The sequence below is a fragment of the Paracoccus versutus genome, assembly GCF_029909795.1.
GTDB classification, from domain to species: domain Bacteria; phylum Pseudomonadota; class Alphaproteobacteria; order Rhodobacterales; family Rhodobacteraceae; genus Paracoccus; species Paracoccus versutus.
Genome location: NZ_CP038196.1, coordinates 1,779,294 through 1,797,845, shown reverse-complemented (window position 1 = coordinate 1,797,845; position 18,552 = coordinate 1,779,294). Strand labels below are relative to the sequence as shown.

17 protein-coding genes are annotated in these 18,552 nt (G+C 67.9%); 10 read left to right on the top strand and 7 right to left on the bottom strand.

All coding sequences use genetic code 11. From position 1 onward, the window contains the following. Nucleotides 1-210 precede the first annotated feature (210 nt). On the top strand, nucleotides 211-1,281 hold the full coding sequence (locus E3U25_RS08855) for a zinc-dependent alcohol dehydrogenase family protein (protein ID WP_116220603.1): 1,071 nt from the start codon (nucleotides 211-213) through the stop codon (nucleotides 1,279-1,281). A gap of 20 nt (nucleotides 1,282-1,301) precedes the next feature. After that, nucleotides 1,302-2,771 (top strand): aldehyde dehydrogenase, encoded by a 1,470-nt coding sequence (locus tag E3U25_RS08850; protein WP_116220604.1) that lies wholly within the window; start codon nucleotides 1,302-1,304, stop codon nucleotides 2,769-2,771. A 14-nt stretch (nucleotides 2,772-2,785) separates the two neighbouring features. Here the strand turns inward: E3U25_RS08850 and E3U25_RS08845 are convergent, their stop codons facing one another. From E3U25_RS08845 to E3U25_RS08825, 5 genes are all read right to left on the bottom strand, one after another. Then, nucleotides 2,786-3,604: a thioesterase family protein gene (locus E3U25_RS08845; RefSeq protein ID WP_072464292.1), complete on the bottom strand. Its 819-nt coding sequence runs from the start codon at nucleotides 3,602-3,604 to the stop codon at nucleotides 2,786-2,788. Continuing rightward, nucleotides 3,601-4,845, bottom strand: a complete 1,245-nt coding sequence (locus E3U25_RS08840; RefSeq protein ID WP_114536034.1) for an acetyl-CoA hydrolase/transferase family protein — start codon at nucleotides 4,843-4,845, stop codon at nucleotides 3,601-3,603. Before E3U25_RS08840 ends, E3U25_RS08845 begins: the two co-directional genes overlap by 4 nt. Before the next feature lie 51 nt (nucleotides 4,846-4,896). Then, nucleotides 4,897-6,186 carry a TRAP transporter large permease gene (locus E3U25_RS08835; RefSeq protein ID WP_116220605.1) on the bottom strand — a complete coding sequence of 430 codons (1,290 nt, stop codon included), beginning with the start codon at nucleotides 6,184-6,186 and terminating at the stop codon, nucleotides 4,897-4,899. Continuing rightward, nucleotides 6,183-6,716 (bottom strand): TRAP transporter small permease, encoded by a 534-nt coding sequence (locus E3U25_RS08830; RefSeq protein ID WP_072464433.1) that lies wholly within the window; start codon nucleotides 6,714-6,716, stop codon nucleotides 6,183-6,185. The genes E3U25_RS08835 and E3U25_RS08830 overlap by 4 nt, the downstream gene beginning before the upstream one ends. A gap of 302 nt (nucleotides 6,717-7,018) precedes the next feature. Continuing rightward, entirely contained in the window at nucleotides 7,019-8,506 is a 1,488-nt protein-coding gene (locus E3U25_RS08825; RefSeq protein ID WP_116220606.1) for an aldehyde dehydrogenase, read from the bottom strand. Nucleotides 8,507-8,875: 369 nt separating this feature from the next. On the opposite strand from E3U25_RS08825, the gene E3U25_RS08820 reads away from it, so the two are divergent. The 8 genes from E3U25_RS08820 (at nucleotide 8,876) to E3U25_RS08785 (ending at nucleotide 16,471) form a co-directional block, all read left to right on the top strand. Beyond that, nucleotides 8,876-10,021, top strand: a complete 1,146-nt coding sequence (locus E3U25_RS08820) for an acyl-CoA dehydrogenase family protein (RefSeq protein ID WP_116220607.1) — start codon at nucleotides 8,876-8,878, stop codon at nucleotides 10,019-10,021. An 86-nt stretch (nucleotides 10,022-10,107) separates the two neighbouring features. Then, nucleotides 10,108-10,602, top strand: coding sequence for a MaoC family dehydratase (locus E3U25_RS08815; RefSeq protein ID WP_036761367.1), 495 nt, complete (start codon nucleotides 10,108-10,110; stop codon nucleotides 10,600-10,602). A gap of 4 nt (nucleotides 10,603-10,606) precedes the next feature. Beyond that, nucleotides 10,607-11,830 (top strand): thiolase family protein, encoded by a 1,224-nt coding sequence (locus E3U25_RS08810; RefSeq protein ID WP_116220608.1) that lies wholly within the window; start codon nucleotides 10,607-10,609, stop codon nucleotides 11,828-11,830. A gap of 11 nt (nucleotides 11,831-11,841) precedes the next feature. Beyond that, nucleotides 11,842-12,255, top strand: coding sequence for a Zn-ribbon domain-containing OB-fold protein (locus E3U25_RS08805; RefSeq protein WP_116220609.1), 414 nt, complete (start codon nucleotides 11,842-11,844; stop codon nucleotides 12,253-12,255). A 55-nt stretch (nucleotides 12,256-12,310) separates the two neighbouring features. Continuing rightward, nucleotides 12,311-13,510: a CaiB/BaiF CoA transferase family protein gene (locus E3U25_RS08800; protein WP_116220610.1), complete on the top strand. Its 1,200-nt coding sequence runs from the start codon at nucleotides 12,311-12,313 to the stop codon at nucleotides 13,508-13,510. A 20-nt stretch (nucleotides 13,511-13,530) separates the two neighbouring features. Beyond that, nucleotides 13,531-14,685: a CaiB/BaiF CoA transferase family protein gene (locus E3U25_RS08795; protein WP_116220611.1), complete on the top strand. Its 1,155-nt coding sequence runs from the start codon at nucleotides 13,531-13,533 to the stop codon at nucleotides 14,683-14,685. A gap of 17 nt (nucleotides 14,686-14,702) precedes the next feature. Next, nucleotides 14,703-15,272 carry a DUF2889 domain-containing protein gene (locus E3U25_RS08790; RefSeq protein ID WP_116220612.1) on the top strand — a complete coding sequence of 190 codons (570 nt, stop codon included), beginning with the start codon at nucleotides 14,703-14,705 and terminating at the stop codon, nucleotides 15,270-15,272. A gap of 164 nt (nucleotides 15,273-15,436) precedes the next feature. Further along, nucleotides 15,437-16,471 (top strand): TRAP transporter substrate-binding protein, encoded by a 1,035-nt coding sequence (locus tag E3U25_RS08785; RefSeq protein ID WP_116220613.1) that lies wholly within the window; start codon nucleotides 15,437-15,439, stop codon nucleotides 16,469-16,471. A 79-nt stretch (nucleotides 16,472-16,550) separates the two neighbouring features. On the opposite strand, the gene E3U25_RS08780 is transcribed toward E3U25_RS08785, so the two are convergent. Next, complete coding sequence (locus tag E3U25_RS08780) at nucleotides 16,551-17,333, bottom strand: N-acyl homoserine lactonase family protein (RefSeq protein WP_083539318.1); 783 nt, start codon at nucleotides 17,331-17,333, stop codon at nucleotides 16,551-16,553. A gap of 22 nt (nucleotides 17,334-17,355) precedes the next feature. Further along, nucleotides 17,356-18,540: a CaiB/BaiF CoA transferase family protein gene (locus E3U25_RS08775; RefSeq protein WP_036760017.1), complete on the bottom strand. Its 1,185-nt coding sequence runs from the start codon at nucleotides 18,538-18,540 to the stop codon at nucleotides 17,356-17,358. Nucleotides 18,541-18,552 lie beyond the last annotated feature (12 nt).

The window sequence follows — 18,552 nt, the reverse complement described above, 5'->3', positions numbered from 1 at the left end:
ATGGCCGCATTATTGTCAAAGGGTTTTCCGCGACCGGCCTGGGACGGGGGCGGCCATAGGAAAAAGCGATGCCATGTCTAGGGCCTGCCGTTTTCGATAAGGCTTCTCGCTCGGACGGATAGGGGGTTATCAACAAGGCGCATCCGGCCGCGGCGGCCGGAGACGGCACGAGGCGCGGCGATCTTGCCGCCGGATCGGAGGGGGAATCCTATGCGCGGCATGGTCTTTCAAGGTGACAACAAGGTCGAGTTGCTGAATTTCGACGACCCGACGCCCGGCCCCGGCGAGGTGGTGGTCCAGATGAAGGCCTCGGGCATGTGCGGCAGCGACCTGCATTTCTATCGCCACGGCATGGCCGAGGTCATCAAGATGCTGGGCTTCAAGGATCTGGCGTCGCGCGGCATCGACCCCGATGCCCCGATCATCGGCGGGCACGAGCCCTGCGGCGTGATCGCCGAGGTCGGCGCGGGGGTGGATGCCAAGACCTTCAAGCCCGGCGACCGGGTGATGGTGTTCCATTACGAGGGCTGCACGCATTGCGACCATTGCCGCAGCGGCTGGACCCAGCTTTGCGACCAGGGGGCGGCGCCGCATGGCGTCATCAAGCACGGCGGCCATGCCGATTACATCAAGGTGCCGGCCAGTTCGCTGGTGCATCTGCCGTCCGACCTATCCTTCAAGGGCGGCGCGGCGGTGACATGCGGCACCGGCACCGCCTATGGCGCGCTGCTGCGGCTGGACATCAGCGCGCGCGACACGCTGGCGGTCTTTGGCCTGGGCCCGGTCGGGCTGTCGGCGGTGCAGCTTGCCGCCGCCATGGGGGTCGAGGTGATCGGCGTCGACATCAACGCCCAGCGGGTGGCCAATGCGCGGAACTTCGGCGCGGCGCATGTGATCGACGCCAGCAAGCTGGATCCGGTCGAGGAAATCCGCAAGCTGACCCGCGGCAAGGGCGTCTCCTGTGCCATGGATTGCGCCGGGGGCGAGGTGCCCAAGCAGCAGGCCGTGCGCTCGACCAGGGTCTGGGGCAAGATCGCGCTGGTCGCGGTGGGCGGCAACCTGAACGTGGACGGGATGAAGGACCTGATCGGCAAGCAGCGCACGGTGATCGGCTCCTACACCTTCTCCGAGGTAGGCATGAAGGATTGCGCCTGGTTCATCGCCGACCACGGCGTCGAGGTGGACAGGCTTTTCACCGACGAATGGAAGCTGGACCAGGCCGCCCAGGCCTATGAGGATTTCAACAAGCAGGCCGGCGGCAAGGGCGTCTTCCTGTTCTGAAGCAAAGGGGGGAAACGGCCATGACGGCGCGGCGCATCGAACTGAAGCATCCCGGCAGGTTCTATATCGGCGGCGAATGGGTCGAACCGGCCGGGACCGGCACGTTCGACGTGCTGGATTGCGCGACGGAAGAGGTCGCGGCCACCGTCGCCCGTGCCGAATCCGCGGATATGCGCCGTGCCGTGCAGGCGGCGCGCGCGGCCTTCGACCAAGGTCCCTGGCCGCGCATGACCCCGGCCGAGCGCGCGCCCTTCCTGGAAAGGCTGGCCGAGCGGCTGGAGGCGATGAACGACGATTTCGCCCGGATCTGGAGCATCGAGTCCGGCGTCGTCTACAGGGTCGCGCAGCCGCGCATCGGCCTGTTCATCAGCGGCGCGTTCCGCCAATACGCCGCCATGGCCGCGACCTATCCCTTCGAGGTCGAGCAGCGCGCGCAGACCGGCCACAGGGGCCTGCGCGTGCAAGAGCCGGTGGGCGTCACCGCCGTCATCATCCCCTGGAACGGACCGGCGGGCCTTCTGGCCTACAAGGTCGCGCCGGCGCTGCTGGCCGGCTGCACGGTCATCGTCAAATCGGCGCCCGAGGCGCCCTGCTCGGCCTATCTTTTCGCCGAGATCTGCGACGAGATCGGGCTGCCGCCGGGCGTGGTGAACATCCTGACCGCCGACCGCGCCGAATCCGAGGAACTGGTGCGCGACCCCGGCGTGGACAAGATCACCTTCACCGGCTCGACGGCGGCCGGCCGGCGCATCGCCTCGGCCGCGGGCGAACGCATCGCGCGGGTCACGCTGGAACTGGGCGGCAAGTCGCCCGCCGTGGTGCTGGACGATTACGACATCGAGACGGCGGCGAATACGCTGGGTGGGTTCTTCTTCGGCTACCTGACCGGGCAGGTCTGCCACAGCCTGACGCGGATCATCGTGCCGCGCGCGAAACATGACGCGATGGTCGAGGCGCTGTCGGCGGTGGCGCAAGGGATCGTGCTGGGCGATCCCTTCGACGCGGCGACCACCTCGGGGCCGCTTGCGCTTGCGCGCCAGCGCGACACGGTGGAGCGCTATGTGGCGCAGGGCCTGGCCGAGGGCGCGCGGCTTGCCACCGGCGGCCGGCGGCCGTCGCATCTGAACCGGGGGTTCTTCTTCGAGCCGACGGTCTTCGGCAATGTCTCGAACGACATGACCATCGCGCGCGAAGAGATCTTCGGCCCGGTTCTGGGCGTGATCGCGGTCGAGGACGAGGCCGAGGCGATCCGCACCGCCAATGACACCATCTTCGGCCTGAACGGCGCGGTCTTCACCAACGACCGCGACCGGGCGCTGCGGGTGGCGCGGCAGATCCGCTCGGGCACGGTGGGCCACAACGGGCCGCGCACGGATTTCTCGATCGGCTTCGGCGGCTTCCGGCAGTCGGGCATCGGCCGCGAGGGCGGGCCCGAGGGGCTGGCCGCCTTCCTGGAAAGCAAGACCATCGTGCTGGACGAGCCCGCCTAGGCCGGGCCGGCGCGCTACAGCTCCAGCCGGCGCAGGAACTCCGGCACCGGGATGGCGCGGCGGGCGTTCAGGTCCACCGTGACCATGCTGTGCTCGACGAAGGCGAGCTTCTGGCCGGCATGGGTTTCGACCGAATGGGTGACGGTGAAGAATTTCGCCCCCACCTGCGACACGCGCGAGCGGATGCGGACGGGCGTGCCGGCGGCCGCATCGGAGATCTGCGTCACGCGGGTCTCGACCGCCATGCGGCTGATGCCGGTCTCGCGCCGCAATTCGTCGGTAAAGCCCAGCTGGCCGACATGGAAATGCGAGGCCAGCGCGACGCGGCGCACCAGCTCCTCGAACAGCAGCCGGCCGCGATGGTCCAGTTCCCAGGGGCGGATCGGCCCGGTCTCGGCCAGGGTGGCGCCGCGCTCGCTGTCCCAGCGGGCGTCGTCGCGACCGGCCAGGCCGCGGGGCAGGGCCAGGCGCGCGGCGCTGGCCGGGACGTCCGGCAAGAGGCCCCGCACGGCGATGCCGCCGATGTCCAGCGCCGTCGCCGCCAGCTGGCCCAGGCTGGACAGCCGGTGCAGGATCGCGCCGGCATGGGCGCCGTCCGCCAGCCGGGCCGAGCGGACCTCGACCCCGGCGCCGACGAAAAGCTCGCGGTGAAAGCGGATATAGCGGGTCAGCGGCGGGGCCTCGCCCAGGTCGGTGACGCCGGGCAGGGTCGGGATCGTCTCCAGCGCCAGCTGGAAGCTGCGGCCATAGAAACGCGCGTTCCAATGGTCGTTGAAGTCGCATTCCCAGCTTTCGACGCGGCTGTGCAGCGTCGGGATGCCGAACTCGCTCATCCCCATGGTCCTTTCTCATGCGCCTCGCGGGCCAGCGCCTCGCGGTGATCGGGATGGGCGATGGCGATCATGCGGTCAACCCGCTGGCGCAAGGACAGGCCGCGCAGGTCGGCCACGCCGTGTTCGGTGACGATCACGCAGGATTCCGCCCGCGGCACCGAGGCCGGGCCTGAAAGCCGGGCGACGATGCGGCTGTGCGCGCCCGCCGTCGAGGGCAGGGCGATGATCGGCACGCCGCCCGGACTGGCGCCGGCGGCGCGCAGGAAGTCGATGATGCCGCCCACCGCGCCGACATAGCGCCCGCCCGCGACCTCGCTGTTGACCTGGCCGGTCAGGTCCACCTCGACCGCCGAGTTCAGCGCCACGAAGCGGTCGAGCCGGCCCAGCACCTTTGGATCATGGGTGTATTCGGTGCCGCGCAGCTCGATCTGCGGGTTCAGGTGCGCCAGCCGGCGCAGGGCGGGGCCGCCCATCAGCACGCCGCCCACGGTGACGCCGGGGTCTATCGGCTTGCGGCTGTTGGTGATCACGCCCGCCTGCTGCAGGGCGGCCACGCCGTCGCCCAGGCTGCCGCTGTGGATGCCCAGGTCGCGGCGGTCGCCCAGTTGCGCCAGCGCCGCGTCGGGGATCGCGCCGATGCCGGTTTGCAGGGTGGCGCCGTCCTCGACCAGCGTGGCGACATGGCGGCCGATGGCGGTCTCGACCGGGCCGATGCGGGCGGGGGCGTCGGGCAGGGGCGCGTCGCTGTCCACCAGCAGCGCGAAATCGTCGCGGGTCAGGTAGGGGCCGCCGAAGGTCCAGGGCACGTCCGGGTTGACCTCGGCGATGATGGCGCGGGCGCGGGACAGGGGCGCGGTCAGGTATTCCCGCGCCATGCCCAGGCTGTAGCGGCCGCGCGCGTCGGGGGGCGAGACCTGCAGCATCGCCACGTCGGCCCGCAGCAGCTGCGGCAGGCGCGAGTAATGCACCGGCAGGATGTCCAGCACCCCGGCCTGCATCAGCGCGCGGTTGGTGCCGCTGGCGCAATAGGCCAGGAAGTCGATATGGTCGGCATGTTCGGGCCCGAGCAGGCCGGACAGGCCGATGCCCAGAAAGACCCGCACCCCGCCCAGCCGGCCGCGCTGCTCGGCCAGCATGCGGATCAGGCGGCGCGGCTCGGCATGGGACTGGCCCCAGATCAGGCAATCGCCCGGACGGATGATGCGGGACAGGTCGGGATCGGTGGGCATGGCTTTCTCCATGACGGCGCCCCGGCATGCCGGGGCGCCCGCGGTTTCGGTTTCGGGCCCTCGTCACATGTGGTTCGGCAGCCACATGACCATGGCGGGGAAGGCCAGCATGATGGCGATGGCGATGAGATGGGCCCAGACATGCGGCAGCACGCCCCAGAACACGTCGCCGGTCGGGATGCGGGCGTATTTCGACACCACGAAGCAGTTGAGCCCCAAGGGCGGCGTGACCAGCCCGACCTCGGCGGTGACGATCAGCACCACGCCGAACCACACCAGGTCGAAGCCCATCGAGGTCAGCAGCGGCGCCAGCACCGGCACGGTCAGCACCAGGATCGCCATCTGGTCCATGAAGCAGCCCAGGATCAGGATGACCACGATCAGCAGCACCATGATGACCCAGCGGTTGACCTCGAGCGCGCCGACCCAGTCGATGATCATGGCGGTGGTCTGGGTCAGCGCGAAGAAGGTGGTGAAGACATGCGCGCCCAGGATGATGATCGCCAGCATGCAGGAGGTGCGGGTGGCGCGGGCGATGATGGCGTAGATCTCGGCGAGCGAGGTGTCCTTGTGGCGGCGGCTGAGATAGAGCAGGCCCGCGGCGAAGGCGCCGACGGCCGAGGCCTCGGTCGGCGTGGTGATGCCGGTGTAGATGGCGCCGGTGACGACCAGCATCAGCAGCACCATGGGCAGGATCAGCCGCAGCAGCGCCAGCTTTTCGCGCAGCGGGAAGGCCTGGCTCAGCGGCGCGTGCTCGGGGTTGCGCGCGGCCAGGACATAGACGGTCAGCGCGATGGTGAGGGTGACGAGGATGCCGGGCACGACGCCGGCGATGAGCATCTTGGCGACGCTGACATCGGCCAGCAGCGCATAGACCACCATGGCGATCGAGGGCGGGATCAGCATGGCGAGCGTGCCCGAGATGGCGACGACGCCCGATGCCATGCGCTTGTCGTAGCCGTATTTCAGCATGGCCGGCAGCGAGGTCGAGGCGAGCGTGGCGGCGGATGCGGTCGAGGATCCGCAGATGGCGCCGAAGCCTGCGCCGGCGAGCGCGGTTGCGATGCCGAGCCCGCCGCGGACGCGGCCGAACCACGCGGCCGCGGCCTGGAACAGGTCGTCGGCGACGCCCGAGCGCAGCACGAATTCGGCCATCAAGAGGAACATCGGGATGGCGAGGAATTCATAGGACGAGGCGCTGTCCTTGGGCATGCTGGAGAGGATGCCGAGCAGCGCCGATCCGCCGCCGATCCAGTAGATGCCAAGCGCGCCCGAGGCGATCAGGGTAAAGCCCACCGGCATGCCCGCCGCCAGCAGCACGAACATGAGAAGGACGATGATGGTGGCGATCATTCGTGATGTTCCTTGATTTCGACGCCGGTGGTGTGATCGACGACATCGGGATCGGATCCGCGCAGCAGCAGGGTCAGGGCATGGGCGCAAAGGCGCACCACCAGCAGGGCGAAGCCCAGCACGATGGGCAGCTGCGACACCCAGGCCGGCCAGGTGATGTAGCCGGGCAGGAATTCGTTGCGGGTATAGGCATGGGCCATCTCGCCCCAGGCGCCATGGGCGACGACGGCGAAGATCGCAGCGCCCAGCAGCGACCACAGGATGTCCAGCAGGCGGCGAAGCCGCGGTGCCATGATGCTGCGGAACAGGTCGATATTGATGTGGTCGCCCTGTTGGAACGTGGCCGAGATCGCGAAATAGGTCGCGGCGATCATCAGGTAATAGCTGATCAGTTCGAAGGCCCAGGGCAGCGGCGCGTGAAAGGCATAGCGCGAGAACGCGTCATAGGACACGATGAACATGATCAGCGTGACGCATATGACGGCAAGCGCAAGCCCCAGCCGTTCCAGTGATATGATAACCTTTCCCATTTCTCCTCCCATGTGCCGCCAGCCGGGACGGCGCCGATTTTTCAGATGACCCGGCCTTGCGGCCCGCGCGCGCAAGCGAAGCCCGATCGGCCCCTTTTCTCCTGGTCCGATGATTTCCGGCTTGTGTCCGATAGGGTTGCCCGCGATCGGCGGGCATCGGATCCGGGGTAGATGCGGCCGATTTTACATCCGCAGCCGCGTTTCCCGCAAACCTTCCCAAAGGCATCATCGCCGAAGCGGGACGTCCCATAGGGAAAGGCTATGGTTTTGGCAGACGCATAGCCAATCCCATGGCCGGCCCCTCAGGCATAGGGGTTCGCTGCCTGTCCGGTGGTGCTGATGACGGTGGTGCGGGTTTCCAGGTAGGGGTCGAGCGCGTCGATGCCGTTCTCGCGCCCCCAGCCGCTTTGCTTGAAGCCGCCATAGGGCAGCGACCAGCGCACGTAGCGATAGGTATTGACCCAGACGCTGCCGGCCTCGATCCGGTTCGAGACCCGATGCGCCCGGCCCAGGTCGTTGGTCCAGAGCCCCGCGGTCAGGCCGAAGGGCGTGTCGTTGGCGATCTCGATCGCCTCTTCCTCGCCGTCGAAGGGGATCAGCGCGGCGACCGGGCCGAAGATTTCCTCGCGGGCGATGCGCATCTGGTTGGTCACGCCGGCATAGACCGTGGGCTCCACGAAATAGCCGCCGGCCAGGTCCGGCCGGTCGATCCGGCGGCCCCCGGCCAGGAGTTCGGCGCCCTCCGCGCGGCCGATCTCGAAATAGGACAGGGTCTTGTCCAGCTGCTGCTGGCTGTTCTGCGGCCCCATCCGGGTCGCCTCGTCCATCGGCATGCCGACGCGCACGGTGGCGGCACGCTGGCGGAACATCTCGGCCACGCGGTCGTAGACCGGGCGCTCGACCAGAACGCGCGACCCCAGCGCGCAGCTTTGCCCGCAATTCGTCCAGGCCGAGGAGGTGGCCGAGTTCAGCGCCTGCTCCAGGTCGGCATCGGCAAAGATGATATGCGGTGCCTTGCCGCCCAGCTCGAAGGTAAAGCGCTTCAGGCTGTCGGCGCCGGTCTTCAGCATGCGCTTTGCGGTCGCCCCCGAACCGGTGAAGGACACCTTGTCCACGCCCGGATGGCCGACCAGGTGGTCGCCGATCTCGTGCCCGTGGCCGGGGACGATGTTCAGGACGCCCGGCGGCAGGCCCGCACGCTCGGCGATGCGGCCCAAGAGCAGGGTCGAGACCGGCGTGGTTTCGGCCGGCTTCACCACCAGGGTGCAGCCGGCGGCCAGCGCCGCGCCCAGCTTCAGGCAGATGGTCATCAGGGGCGCGTTCCAGGGCGTGATCGCGGCGACCACGCCGACCGGGACGCGGGTGGTGAAGCAATGCACGCTGTCGTCCATCGGCACCGTGGTGCCCAGCGTCTTGTCGGCCAGCGAGGCGAACCAGTGATACCAGGCCACCTCGGCGCCCAGGTCGGCGCGGGCATCGACGATCAGCCGGCCGCTGTCGCGGACCTCATGCTCGATGATCTCGGGGATCGCCTCGCGGAAGGCCTCGGCAAAGCGGCGCAGCATGGCCGCGCGCTCATGCGCCGGCATCCGCCGCCAGGGGCCGCGAAAGGCGGCGCGGGCGGCCTCGACGGCGCGGTCGACTTCCTGCTTGCCGGCAAAGGCGACCAGCGCCCAGGGCCTGCCGGTGGCGGGGTCGATGCTGTCCACCAGCGCGCCGTCGATCGGCTTCACCCATTCGCCGTTTATATAGAGATGCTCGAAACGCTCTGGTTCCGTCGCCTTGGCCATGTCTTTCCTCCCCGATGCCGGGCGCGAATCCTGCCGGACGAACCGCAGGTGAATCTGCGCGGGATTTTAGGGACGGGGTTTTGCCCTAGGCAAGCATCCTGCCGAAAGGCTGCGGAAGTCATAGGGATATTCATGACGAGATATAGAAAAACCCAATAACCAGGCAGCGCTGGGAAAGGAGCCTCAGAAAATTTCCCATGAATAACAGCTGGTTGGATTTTCGATGTTCCGCCGGCCAGCCAATTCGATTTTCTCGAATTGCCGTTTCAGGAAACGCAAGTTGGTTCCTGGGCCGCGTCTGCCTAGCTTGCCCTCAACGCGGCCTGGCGGATCGCCCGGTCGCCTTACTATGGATTTCAGGAGGACGGAATGGACAAGAATTTTCTGGACGAGGGGCAGGCGCTTTGGCTTGAGACGGTGAACCGTTTCATGGATGACGAGGTGACTGTCGAATATATCCGCAAATGCGACATGAACCGCGACTATCCCTATGAAGCCTATGACAAGATCGCCAGGCAGGGCTGGCTGGGGCTGCTGTTCAAGGAAGAGGACGGCGGCGCCGGCGGCGACATCTTCGACTACACGCTGATGGCCGAGGGCCTGGGCAAATACGGCTTCGACTTCGCCGCCGCCATCCTGGTGCCGACCTTCACCGCGATGAACATCCAGAAATACGGCAGCGAAGAACAGAAGGCGCAATACATCAAGCCCTTCATCGACGGCAAGATCCGCTTCTCGGTCTCGATCTCGGAACCGGGCGCGGGGTCGGACGCCTCGAACACCGCCACGCGGGCGCGGCGCGACGAGAACGGCGACTGGATCGTCACCGGCTCGAAGCTGTGGTGCTCGGGCGCGGCGGCGAACAACACCGTCATCGCCATGCTGGTGCGCACCGATGCCGACGACAAGCATGGCGGGCTGTCGATCCTGCTGATCCCGAACGACACGCCGGGCATGGTCATCAACAAGCTGCCGACGCTGTCGCGCCACGCCACCGGCACCACCGAGATCTTCCTCGACGAGGTCAAGGTGCCCGGCAACGCCCTCCTGGGCAAGGAAGGCCAGGGCTGGGAAATCATCCTGGCGCATCTGGAGCTGGAACGCTGCTCGGTCGCCGCCGCCTATGTCGGCAACGCCCAGACCGCGGTCAACAAGGCCACGCAATACGCCCATGAACGCATCCAGTTCGGCCGCCCGATCTGGGACTTCCAGGTGCTGCGCCACATGCTGGCCGAGCGCCAGACCGAAGTCGATGCCGCCCGCCTGCTGTGCTATCGCGCCGCCCGCATGGCGGCCGCCAAGATCCCCTGCTCGCGCGAGGTGTCGATGGCCAAGCTTTATGGCTCCGAGACGCTGAAGCAATGCGCGCTGACCGGGATGCAGGTGCTGGGCGGCCACGCCAACCTGCCCGAGGCCGACATGGAGCGCTACCTGCGCGAAAGCGTGCAGTCCACGATCGGCGGCGGCACCTCGCAGATCCAGAAGACGATCATCTCGAAGTCGATGCGGCTCTGACCCGCGTCGCGCGGCGCCGCCGGTCGCCTCCCCGCCGCGGCGCCGCCTCCCCCAAGGAGGATGCAACCCATTGAAAGGATGAAGCCATGATTGCGGACAATCGCGTCAACACCCCGCTGGACGAGCTGGAAATCGGCCATGTCTTCCGCTCGCCTGGCCGCACCGTGACCGAAACGGATGTGGTCAATTTCTGCATGCTGACCGGCAACTGGATCGAGATCCACTCGAACACCGAATATTCGTCCAAGACCCGCTGGGGCGAACGCATCGTGCAGGGCCAGCTGACCTTCTCGCTGATCTCGGGGCTCCTGCAGTTCGGCCCGGCGATCCAGGCCAATTACGGCGTCGACAAGCTGCGTTTCCTGCACCCGGTCAAGATCGGCGACACGGTCTATGCCACCGGCGAGGTCATCGCCAAGAAGGACAAGGACGACAAGTTCGGTGTCGGCACCTTCCTGATCAAGGCCTATAATCAGAACGGCGACGTGCTTCAGCGCAGCGAATGGTCGATCCTGATGCTGCGCAAGCGTGCCGACCTGGAAGAGCTGATGGCCCAGGCCACGCCGATCTTCAAGGACTGACGCCATGAGCCCCAGCCCCGCCACCGGCCCTGTCGCCGCCATCGTCGGCATGGGCGATGCCTATGCCAGCCGCGACAACCGCAAGGATCCGATGCGGCTGGCGGTCGAGGCCGCCCGCGCCGCGCTGAAGGACGCCGGCATCGGCCGGCAGCAGGTCGATGCGGTCTTCACCGGCCGCTCGCCCTGGGCCGACAAGCGCTCGCAATGGTCCAACATCTTCATCTCGCACATGCAGATGCCGGTGACGATCAACAGCGAGCTGACGATGCACGGCGCGGGCCTGACCGCCAGCCTGGGCATGGCCGCGCAGATGATCGCCGCCGGCAAGGCCGAATACGTGCTCTGCCTGCAAAGCGACGCCACCGAGCTTTTCGTCGACGCGGTGGCCATGGGCGCCGAGGCCGATGCCGACCCGCAGTTCGAGATCCCCTACGGCCCCACCATCCCCTCGCTCTATGCCCAGGCGGCCTGCCGCTACATGCACGAGTTCGGCGTGACCGAGGAGGATTTCGCCCAGGTCGCCATCGCCAACCAGGCATGGGGCGTGAAGCACCCCCATGCCGCCAAGGCCCGCTTCGGCGAGATCGACGCGCAGAAGGTGCTGGCCTCGCCCTATGTCTCGAGCCCGCTGCGGCGCTGGATGTGCTCGACCTGGGGCGGCGGCACCGGCGGGGCGCTGGTGGTGACCTCGGCCGGGAACGCCCGCAACTTCGCGGCGCCGGTCTACCTGCTGGGCTACGGCTCGGCCTCGACCCATGAATACCTGGGCGACCGGATGAACATGCGCCGGGCGCGCTTCGACACGCTGGGCCCGCTGCCCAACATCACCCATACCGCGACGGCCGAGGCGGCGCGCCAGGCCTTCGCCCAGGCCGGCATCGGCCGCGACGACATCGACATGGCGCAGATCTCGGTCAATTTCGCGCATATGGGGCCGATCCTCCTCGAGGACCTGGGCTTTGCCGAAAAGGGCAAGGGCGCGCGGCTCTACCGCGAGGGGCGCACCGGCATCGACGGCGACCTGCCGCTGGACACCAACGGCGGCTGGCTGTCCTTTGGCCAGCCGGGGATTTCGTGCAACATGGACAGCTATGTCGAGGCCATCCGCCAGCTGCGCGGCACCGCGCTGGGGGCGGCGCCGTCGAAGCGGCCGCAGACGGTGCTGGTGCAGGGCTCGGGCGGCATGCTGGCGGCCGGCGCCGTCGCCATCCTCGGCAACCGGACCTAAGGGGAGACGCCATGGAAATCGAATATGTCGACGGCTTTCCGCAGCCTTATGCGCAGATGGACGCCGCGCCCTACTGGCAGGCCTGCGCGCGGGGCGAGCTGACCTACCAGCATTGCACCGGCTGCGGCGCGGTGGTGTGGCCGGCGCGGTCCTTCTGCCCGGAATGCGACGGCGAGGCCCTGGAATGGCGGCGCTCCTCGGGCAAGGGGCGGATCTATTCCCACAGCACGGTGGGCCGCGGCCCGACCCCGGCCTGGCAGGCGATCGCGCCCTACACCGTCGGCTTCGTGGTGCTGGAGGAGGGCTATCACCTCTTCACCCAGATCGAGGGCAAGCCCGAGGACATGCGCATCGGCCGCCCCGTCGAGGTCGCCTTCATCAAGCGCGGCAGACACACCCTGCCCGTCTTCCGATGCGCAGAATGAAAATGAGCGTTTCCGGCAGGTTGGCCGGGGACGCAGGAATGGGAGGAGGAAGAAGATGCCGGGACCGCTTGCGGATGTGAAGGTCATCGACCTGACCTCGAATTTCATGGGGCCTTACGGCTCGCTGCTGCTGGCCGACCTGGGCGCCGACATCTGCAAGGTCGAGGCGCCCGGCGGCGACACCACCCGCGGCGTCGGCCCCGCCCGCAATCCGGGCATGAGCGTCATCTTTCTGCACCTGAACCGCAACAAGCGCAGCATCGTGCTGGACCTCAAGAACCCGGCGGGGCTTGCGGCGCTGAAGAAGATGCTGCAATCGGCGGACGTGCTGCTGCACAGTTTCCGGCCCAGGACGCTGGCCAGGCTGGGCCTGTCCTTCGACGAGGTTCACAAGCTCAACCCGCGGCTGGTCTATTGCGGCTGCTTCGGTTTCGGCCAGGACGGTCCCTATGCCGACCGTCCGGCCTATGACGACCTGATCCAGGCCGGCGTCGGCATGCCGGTGGTGCAGGGGCGGCGCAACAATGGCGAGCCGGTCTATGTCGCCTCGGCCATCGCGGACCGCATCGTCGGCATGGCCACGGCCAATGCGGTCACGGCGGCGCTTTACTATCGCGAGCGCAGCGGGCACGGCCAATGCGTCGAGGTGCCGATGTTCGAGACCTTCAGCCATTTCGTCATGGGCGACCACATGTATGGGCTGACCTTCGATCCGCCCATCGGCGACTGGGGCTATGTGCGCATGACCAGCCCCGACCGCCGGCCCTACAGGACCAAGGACGGCTATCTGGGCGTCAACGTCTACAACGACAAGCACTGGCACCGCTTCTTCCATCTGTCGGGCCATCCCGAGATGGCCGAGGATCCGCGCTATGCCACGATCTACGGCCGCACCCAGCATATCGACGAGCTTTACCGCTTCCTCGGCAAGGTTTTCGAGACCAGGACCAGCGACGAATGGGAAAGGCTGCTGACCGAGGCCGATATCCCGGTCATCAGGATGAACACGCCCGAAACCCTGCTCAGCGATCCGCATATGCAGGCGGTGGGCTTTTTCGGAATGCAGGACCATCCGAGCGAGGGGCGCCTGCGCACCATCGGCCTGCCGCAAAGCTGGAGCGAGAGCAAGCCCGAGCTGCGCCACCACAGCCCGCGGCTGGGCGAAAACACCCTGGAACTGCTCGGCGAATACGGGTTCTCGGAGGATGAGGCCGCCGGCCTCGTTGCCAGCGGCGGCGCCCGGACGGCCGATTGAGCGAGACGGAGGAGACGGAAATGAGCGACGAGCTACCCCTGAAAGGCATCGTGGTGGTGGAACTGGGCGACAGCGCCTCGGCGCCCTTCGGCGGGCAGGTGCTGGCGGCGCTTGGCGCCGAGGTCTGGAAGATCGAGCGTCCCGGCCCCGGCGATTCCTCGCGCAGCTGGGGGCCGAGCCAATGGAAGGGCAGCGGGGCCGCCTATCATTCGCTGAACCGCGGCAAGCGCTCGATCTGCCTGGACCTGAAGGATGCGGCGCAGCTCGATACGCTGCATGTGCTGATCCGCGACCATGCCGACGTGTTCCTGCACAACCTTCGGCCCGGCTCGGCCGGGCAATACCGGCTGGACCCGGAAAGCCTGCGCGCGCTGAAGCCCGATCTGGTCTGCTGCGAGGTCGGCGCCTTCGGCCATGTCGGGCCGATGAACCGCCTGCCGGGCTATGACCCGCTGATGCAGGCCTTCGCCGGCATCATGAGCCTGACCGGCGAGGAGGGGCAGGCCCCGGTCCGCGCCGGCGTCTCGATCGTGGATTTCGGCACCGGCATGTGGGCGGTGATCGGCATTCTGGCGGCGCTGTTCCGCCGGGCGCGGACCAGGCAGGGCGCGACGGTGAACAGCTCGCTTCTGGAAACCGCCATCGCCTGGATGACCGTGGGCATCGCCAATTACGCCGCGGATGGCGAGCCGGGCGGCCGCTTCGGCTCGGGCGTGGCGTTCATCGTGCCGCATCGCGCCTATCGGGCGGCGGATGGCTATCAGATCGTCAGCTGTGCCAACGACCGGCTGTTCGCCCGGCTTTGCGAGGCGCTGGACCGGCCGGAATGGGCCAGCGATCCGAAATTCGCCACCAATGCCGGCCGGCTGGCCCATCGCGACGAGATCGACCGCCTGATCGGCGAGCGGCTGGCGACGCAGAACCGTGCCCATTGGGACGACCACCTGGGCCGCTTCGGCATCGCCACCGCCCCGGTGCAGACCACCGCCGAGCTGTTCCACCACCAGCAGACCCGCGCGCTTGGCATGATCGCCAAGCCGCAGGAGGACGAGATCGAGACCGTCCAGCTGCCGCTGTCCTTCGACGGCCGGCGCCCGCCGCCGCTGCATGCCGCGCCCGAGATCGGCGACGACGACGATGCCCTGAAGCGGTTGCTGGCCGGAAAGCCGGCCTGAGCCACAGGAGGAGACCCATGCCGGACCTGCCGGAAGACGACGGCATCACCCGCGAAGAGATGCACCACCGCCGCCTGGATTTTCGCGGCTACCGGCGCAGCGACGGCCGGTTCGAGCTGCGGGCGCATCTGACCGACCGCAAGCCGGTGGACTTTACCCCGCCGGGCGATTCCCGGCCGGTGCCGGCCGGCGCGCCGGTGCATGACCTGGGCGTCACCGTGGTTTTCGACAAGGACATGGTGATCACCGAAATCGGCACCTTCATCGCCTCGCATCCCTATCGCCAATGTCCCGGCGGCGGCGATACGCTGCAGGCCATGGTCGGGGTCAGCATCGGGCGCGGCTGGAACCGGGCGATCCGCGAGCGCCTGCCCAATTGCGACACCTGCACGCATCTCAAGGAAATCCTGACGCCGCTGGCCAGTGCCGCCTATCAGACCATGACGGTCGAGCGGCTGCATCTGCTGGATGCGCGGGACCGGGACGGCAATCCTGTCAAGATCGACAGCTGCTATGCCTATGGCCGCAACCGCGACCTGGTGGCCAGCCTGTGGCCCGAACATGCGGACAAGGCCGGCAAGGAATGAGCCCGCCCGCGGGTCAGAGGTGTTTCCGATGGATGGCATCGTATTCTGCTGTGCAAAAGACGGATTCGGGCCATCCGCGGCCGGTTTCGCCCTAGAAATGGCAATCAGCCCGAACGCGCGGCGGGAAGGGAAACCGCCGCCATACCAACAGATCGGAGGAGTTGATGTTGGACCTTGCCAGAAAGGCCGCGCTTGCGGCCGCGATCCTTGCCTCGGGGGCGGTGCAGCCGGCCCTGGCGCAGGACCAGGTGACGCTGAAATTCACCCATATGTTCCCGCCGACGCATTTCGGCTGGAAAGAGGGCGGCCAGCCCTTTACCGAGATGATCACCGAGGCGACGGGCGGCGAGGTGCAGTTCCAGAACTTTCCCGCCGGCCAGCTGGGCAAGGACTATATCGGCCTGCTCGGCAGCGGATTGGCGGATATGGCGGTGCTGGTCGGCTCCTACATGCCCGACAAGCTGCCGCTGACCTCGGTTTCGGAACTGCCGGTCAAATACGGCAGCGCCTGCGAGGCGACCGGCAAGCTCTGGGCGATCGCGCAGCCCGGCGGCCCGCTCTACGAGGCGGAATACAAGCCCCAGGGCCTGCGCCCGCTGTTCGTGGCGGTTCTGCCCACCTACAAGGCCATGACCACCTCCAGGGAACTCAGGACGCTTGACGACCTCAAGGGGCTGAAGCTGCGCGCCTCGGGCGCGGCGATGGAGCAGACGGCGCGTGCGCTTGGCGCGGTGCCGGTGCAGATCCAGGCGCCCGAGGTCAATGATTCGCTGCGGCGCGGCACCATGGACGGGGCGTTCTGGCCCTATCACTCGGCCCCGCCCTATGAACTGGACACGCTGTTCAAATACGGGCTGGAAGGGCCGAGCCTCGGCTCGACCTCGGTGATCTTCGCCATCAGCGAGAAGAAATGGGAAGGGCTGTCCGACAAGGCCAAGGCCGCCTTCGAGGAGGCCGCCGCCCAGATGCAGCCGCGCTTCTGCAAATGGCTGGACCAGGACGAGGCCCGCGTCCGGCAGGAAATGATCGACCAGCACGGCTATGTCCCGGTCACGGTCACGGCCGAGGAAGAGCCGCGCTGGCAGGAAAAGCTGGCGCCGGTCATCGACGCCTGGGCGCAGCGCATGGACGGCCAGGGCCTGTCCGGCACCGCCATCCTTCAGGCATTCCACGACGCGCAGCCCCTGGGCGTGGACTGACCGCGCCCGGCCTGCCGCCCCGCACATGAAAACCCCGGCCGATGGGCCGGGGTTTTTCCGTTCGCGCTTGGCGGGCCGGTCAGTCCCAGAAGGTGCCCTGCGTCGGCAGCTGCGCGAAATCGGCCTGCTCGTGGCACAGGAACAGCGGCACCCCGCCCCGCTCGATGGCGGCGACGCGGCGGCGCGAGGCGGTGGTGTCGGACAGGCAATGGTCCCAGGGCATCGGGATGTGGTTCCGGTATTGGTCGCGCTGATGCGCCACGTCGCCGCCCAGCAGGATGCGGCCCCGGTGCGGCAGGTCCAGCAGCAGGCTCTGGTGCCCCGGCGCGTGGCCCGGCGTGCGCAGCAGCCTGACCGAGCCGTCGCCGAAAAGGTCGGCATCGCCCTCCAGCGGCAGCAGCTCGACCCGGCGCAGGCGGTCGATGTCCTTGTCGCAATAGACCGGCCGCGTCCAGGGATCGGGGCAGAAGGCATAGTTCAGCTCGGCCCGCTGCGCGACATGGACGGCATCGGGGAAATATTCCGCGCCGCCCGAGTGGTCCAGGTGCAGGTGCGAATAGACGACATGGCGCACGTCGCCCCGGCCGATGCCCAGCCGTTCTAGCTGGCGGTCGACGATATGGTCGCGGCTGATGCCCTGGGTGCCGAAAGCCTCGGCCAGTCCCGGCGCCCAATAGCCCGCCTCGGGGTCCAGCACCGCGCCGTTGATGCCGGTGTCCCACAGCAGGATGCCGTGGCGTTCATGCTCGATCACGGCTACCGTTGTCACCAGATCGACATGTCCGGGCTGGAATGTCGCGATCTTTGCCTTTTCCAGCGACAGGGGCGCCACGTCCAGCGCCGTCATCCTGATCCTTGCCATGTTCCTCCTCCCTCGCTTGATTTCAGGCGATGCCTTCGGCGCGTAGGGCGTCGATTTCCGCGGCGCCCAGCCCCAGCCCCTCCAGCAGCGCCTGTGTATCGGCCCCAAGGGCGGGTGCGAGGCTGCGCGGCGCGCGGCCGGCCTCGGTCAGGATCGCGCGCGTGACCAGCGGCAGCTCCGGCGCCTCGCCCGCGCGGATCGGGTCGGTATAATCGGCCAGGCCGGGCAGGCGCAGCGTCTCGGCCGGGGTCAGGCAGGGGCAGGAGGGCAGGGAATGCGCCGTGAGCTCCGCCTGGCACTCGGCGACGGTGCGGCCGGCGCACCATTCCTGCTGGATGGCGCTCAGCGCCTCGCCATTCTCGCCCCGCAGCGAATCCGAGGCGAAGCGCGGGTCGGAAAGCAGGTCTTCGCGCCCCATCATCCGCGCCCAGCGGGCGAACATCGGGTCGCCGATGACCTGGATCATCACCCAGCCGTCCTGGGCGCGGAACAGGTCGGAAGGCCCGGCGATCGGGCTGCGGTTGCCGATCGGGCGGCGCGAGCGATAGCCCGAGGCCTCTTCCATCAGCATCGGGTTCATCATGGTCAGCGCCGTGCCCATCAGCGAGCATTGCACATGCTGGCCCTTGCCCGTCCGCGCCCGCTCCAGCAGGGCCGAGGTGGTGGCGAAGGCGGCCGCCATGGCGGTGGCGTAATCGACATAGGACACCGCCTCGCGCGTGGGGGTGTCGCCGAAGCCGGTCAGATACATTGCCCCGCTCAGCGCCTGGCCGGTGCCGTCGAAGCCCACGCGGTCGCGGTCCTCGCCATCGGGCGCGAAGGCCGAGATCGTGGTCAGGATCAGGTCGGGCTTGATCGCGCTCAGCGTGGCATGGTCCAGCCGCAGTTTCAGCAGCGCCTTTTGCGGCAGGTTGACGATCACGACATCGGCCGTCGCGACCAGCCGCTCCAGCACGGCGCGGCCCGCGGGCCTGGCATAGTCCAGCGTCAGCGACTTCTTGTTGGCGTTGACCTGCATGTAAAGCCCGCCGGCACCGGGGATGCCGATGGGCATGACCTCGCGGTCGGTGGCGCCCTCGGGCGGCTCGATGCGGATGACCTCGGCGCCCTCGTTCGACAGAAGCTGGGCGCAGAAGGGTGCGGCGATATAGCGGCCAAGGTCGAGGACGCGGATGCCGGCAAGCGCGGGCTGGCGGGTCTGGGTCACGGGTTTCTCCTT

Bases quoted from the DNA above. Each gene is read 5' to 3' on its own strand.
- E3U25_RS08855 (WP_116220603.1), top strand. From the start codon at position 211: ATGCGCGGCATGGTCTTTCAAGGTGACAACAAGGTCGAGTTGCTGAAT.
- E3U25_RS08850 (WP_116220604.1), top strand. From the start codon at position 1,302: ATGACGGCGCGGCGCATCGAACTGAAGCATCCCGGCAGGTTCTATATC.
- E3U25_RS08845 (WP_072464292.1), bottom strand. From the start codon at position 3,604: ATGAGCGAGTTCGGCATCCCGACGCTGCACAGCCGCGTCGAAAGCTGG.
- E3U25_RS08840 (WP_114536034.1), bottom strand. From the start codon at position 4,845: ATGGAGAAAGCCATGCCCACCGATCCCGACCTGTCCCGCATCATCCGT.
- E3U25_RS08835 (WP_116220605.1), bottom strand. From the start codon at position 6,186: ATGATCGCCACCATCATCGTCCTTCTCATGTTCGTGCTGCTGGCGGCG.
- E3U25_RS08830 (WP_072464433.1), bottom strand. From the start codon at position 6,716: ATGGGAAAGGTTATCATATCACTGGAACGGCTGGGGCTTGCGCTTGCC.
- E3U25_RS08825 (WP_116220606.1), bottom strand. From the start codon at position 8,506: ATGGCCAAGGCGACGGAACCAGAGCGTTTCGAGCATCTCTATATAAAC.
- E3U25_RS08820 (WP_116220607.1), top strand. From the start codon at position 8,876: ATGGACAAGAATTTTCTGGACGAGGGGCAGGCGCTTTGGCTTGAGACG.
- E3U25_RS08815 (WP_036761367.1), top strand. From the start codon at position 10,108: ATGATTGCGGACAATCGCGTCAACACCCCGCTGGACGAGCTGGAAATC.
- E3U25_RS08810 (WP_116220608.1), top strand. From the start codon at position 10,607: ATGAGCCCCAGCCCCGCCACCGGCCCTGTCGCCGCCATCGTCGGCATG.
- E3U25_RS08805 (WP_116220609.1), top strand. From the start codon at position 11,842: ATGGAAATCGAATATGTCGACGGCTTTCCGCAGCCTTATGCGCAGATG.
- E3U25_RS08800 (WP_116220610.1), top strand. From the start codon at position 12,311: ATGCCGGGACCGCTTGCGGATGTGAAGGTCATCGACCTGACCTCGAAT.
- E3U25_RS08795 (WP_116220611.1), top strand. From the start codon at position 13,531: ATGAGCGACGAGCTACCCCTGAAAGGCATCGTGGTGGTGGAACTGGGC.
- E3U25_RS08790 (WP_116220612.1), top strand. From the start codon at position 14,703: ATGCCGGACCTGCCGGAAGACGACGGCATCACCCGCGAAGAGATGCAC.
- E3U25_RS08785 (WP_116220613.1), top strand. From the start codon at position 15,437: ATGTTGGACCTTGCCAGAAAGGCCGCGCTTGCGGCCGCGATCCTTGCC.
- E3U25_RS08780 (WP_083539318.1), bottom strand. From the start codon at position 17,333: ATGGCAAGGATCAGGATGACGGCGCTGGACGTGGCGCCCCTGTCGCTG.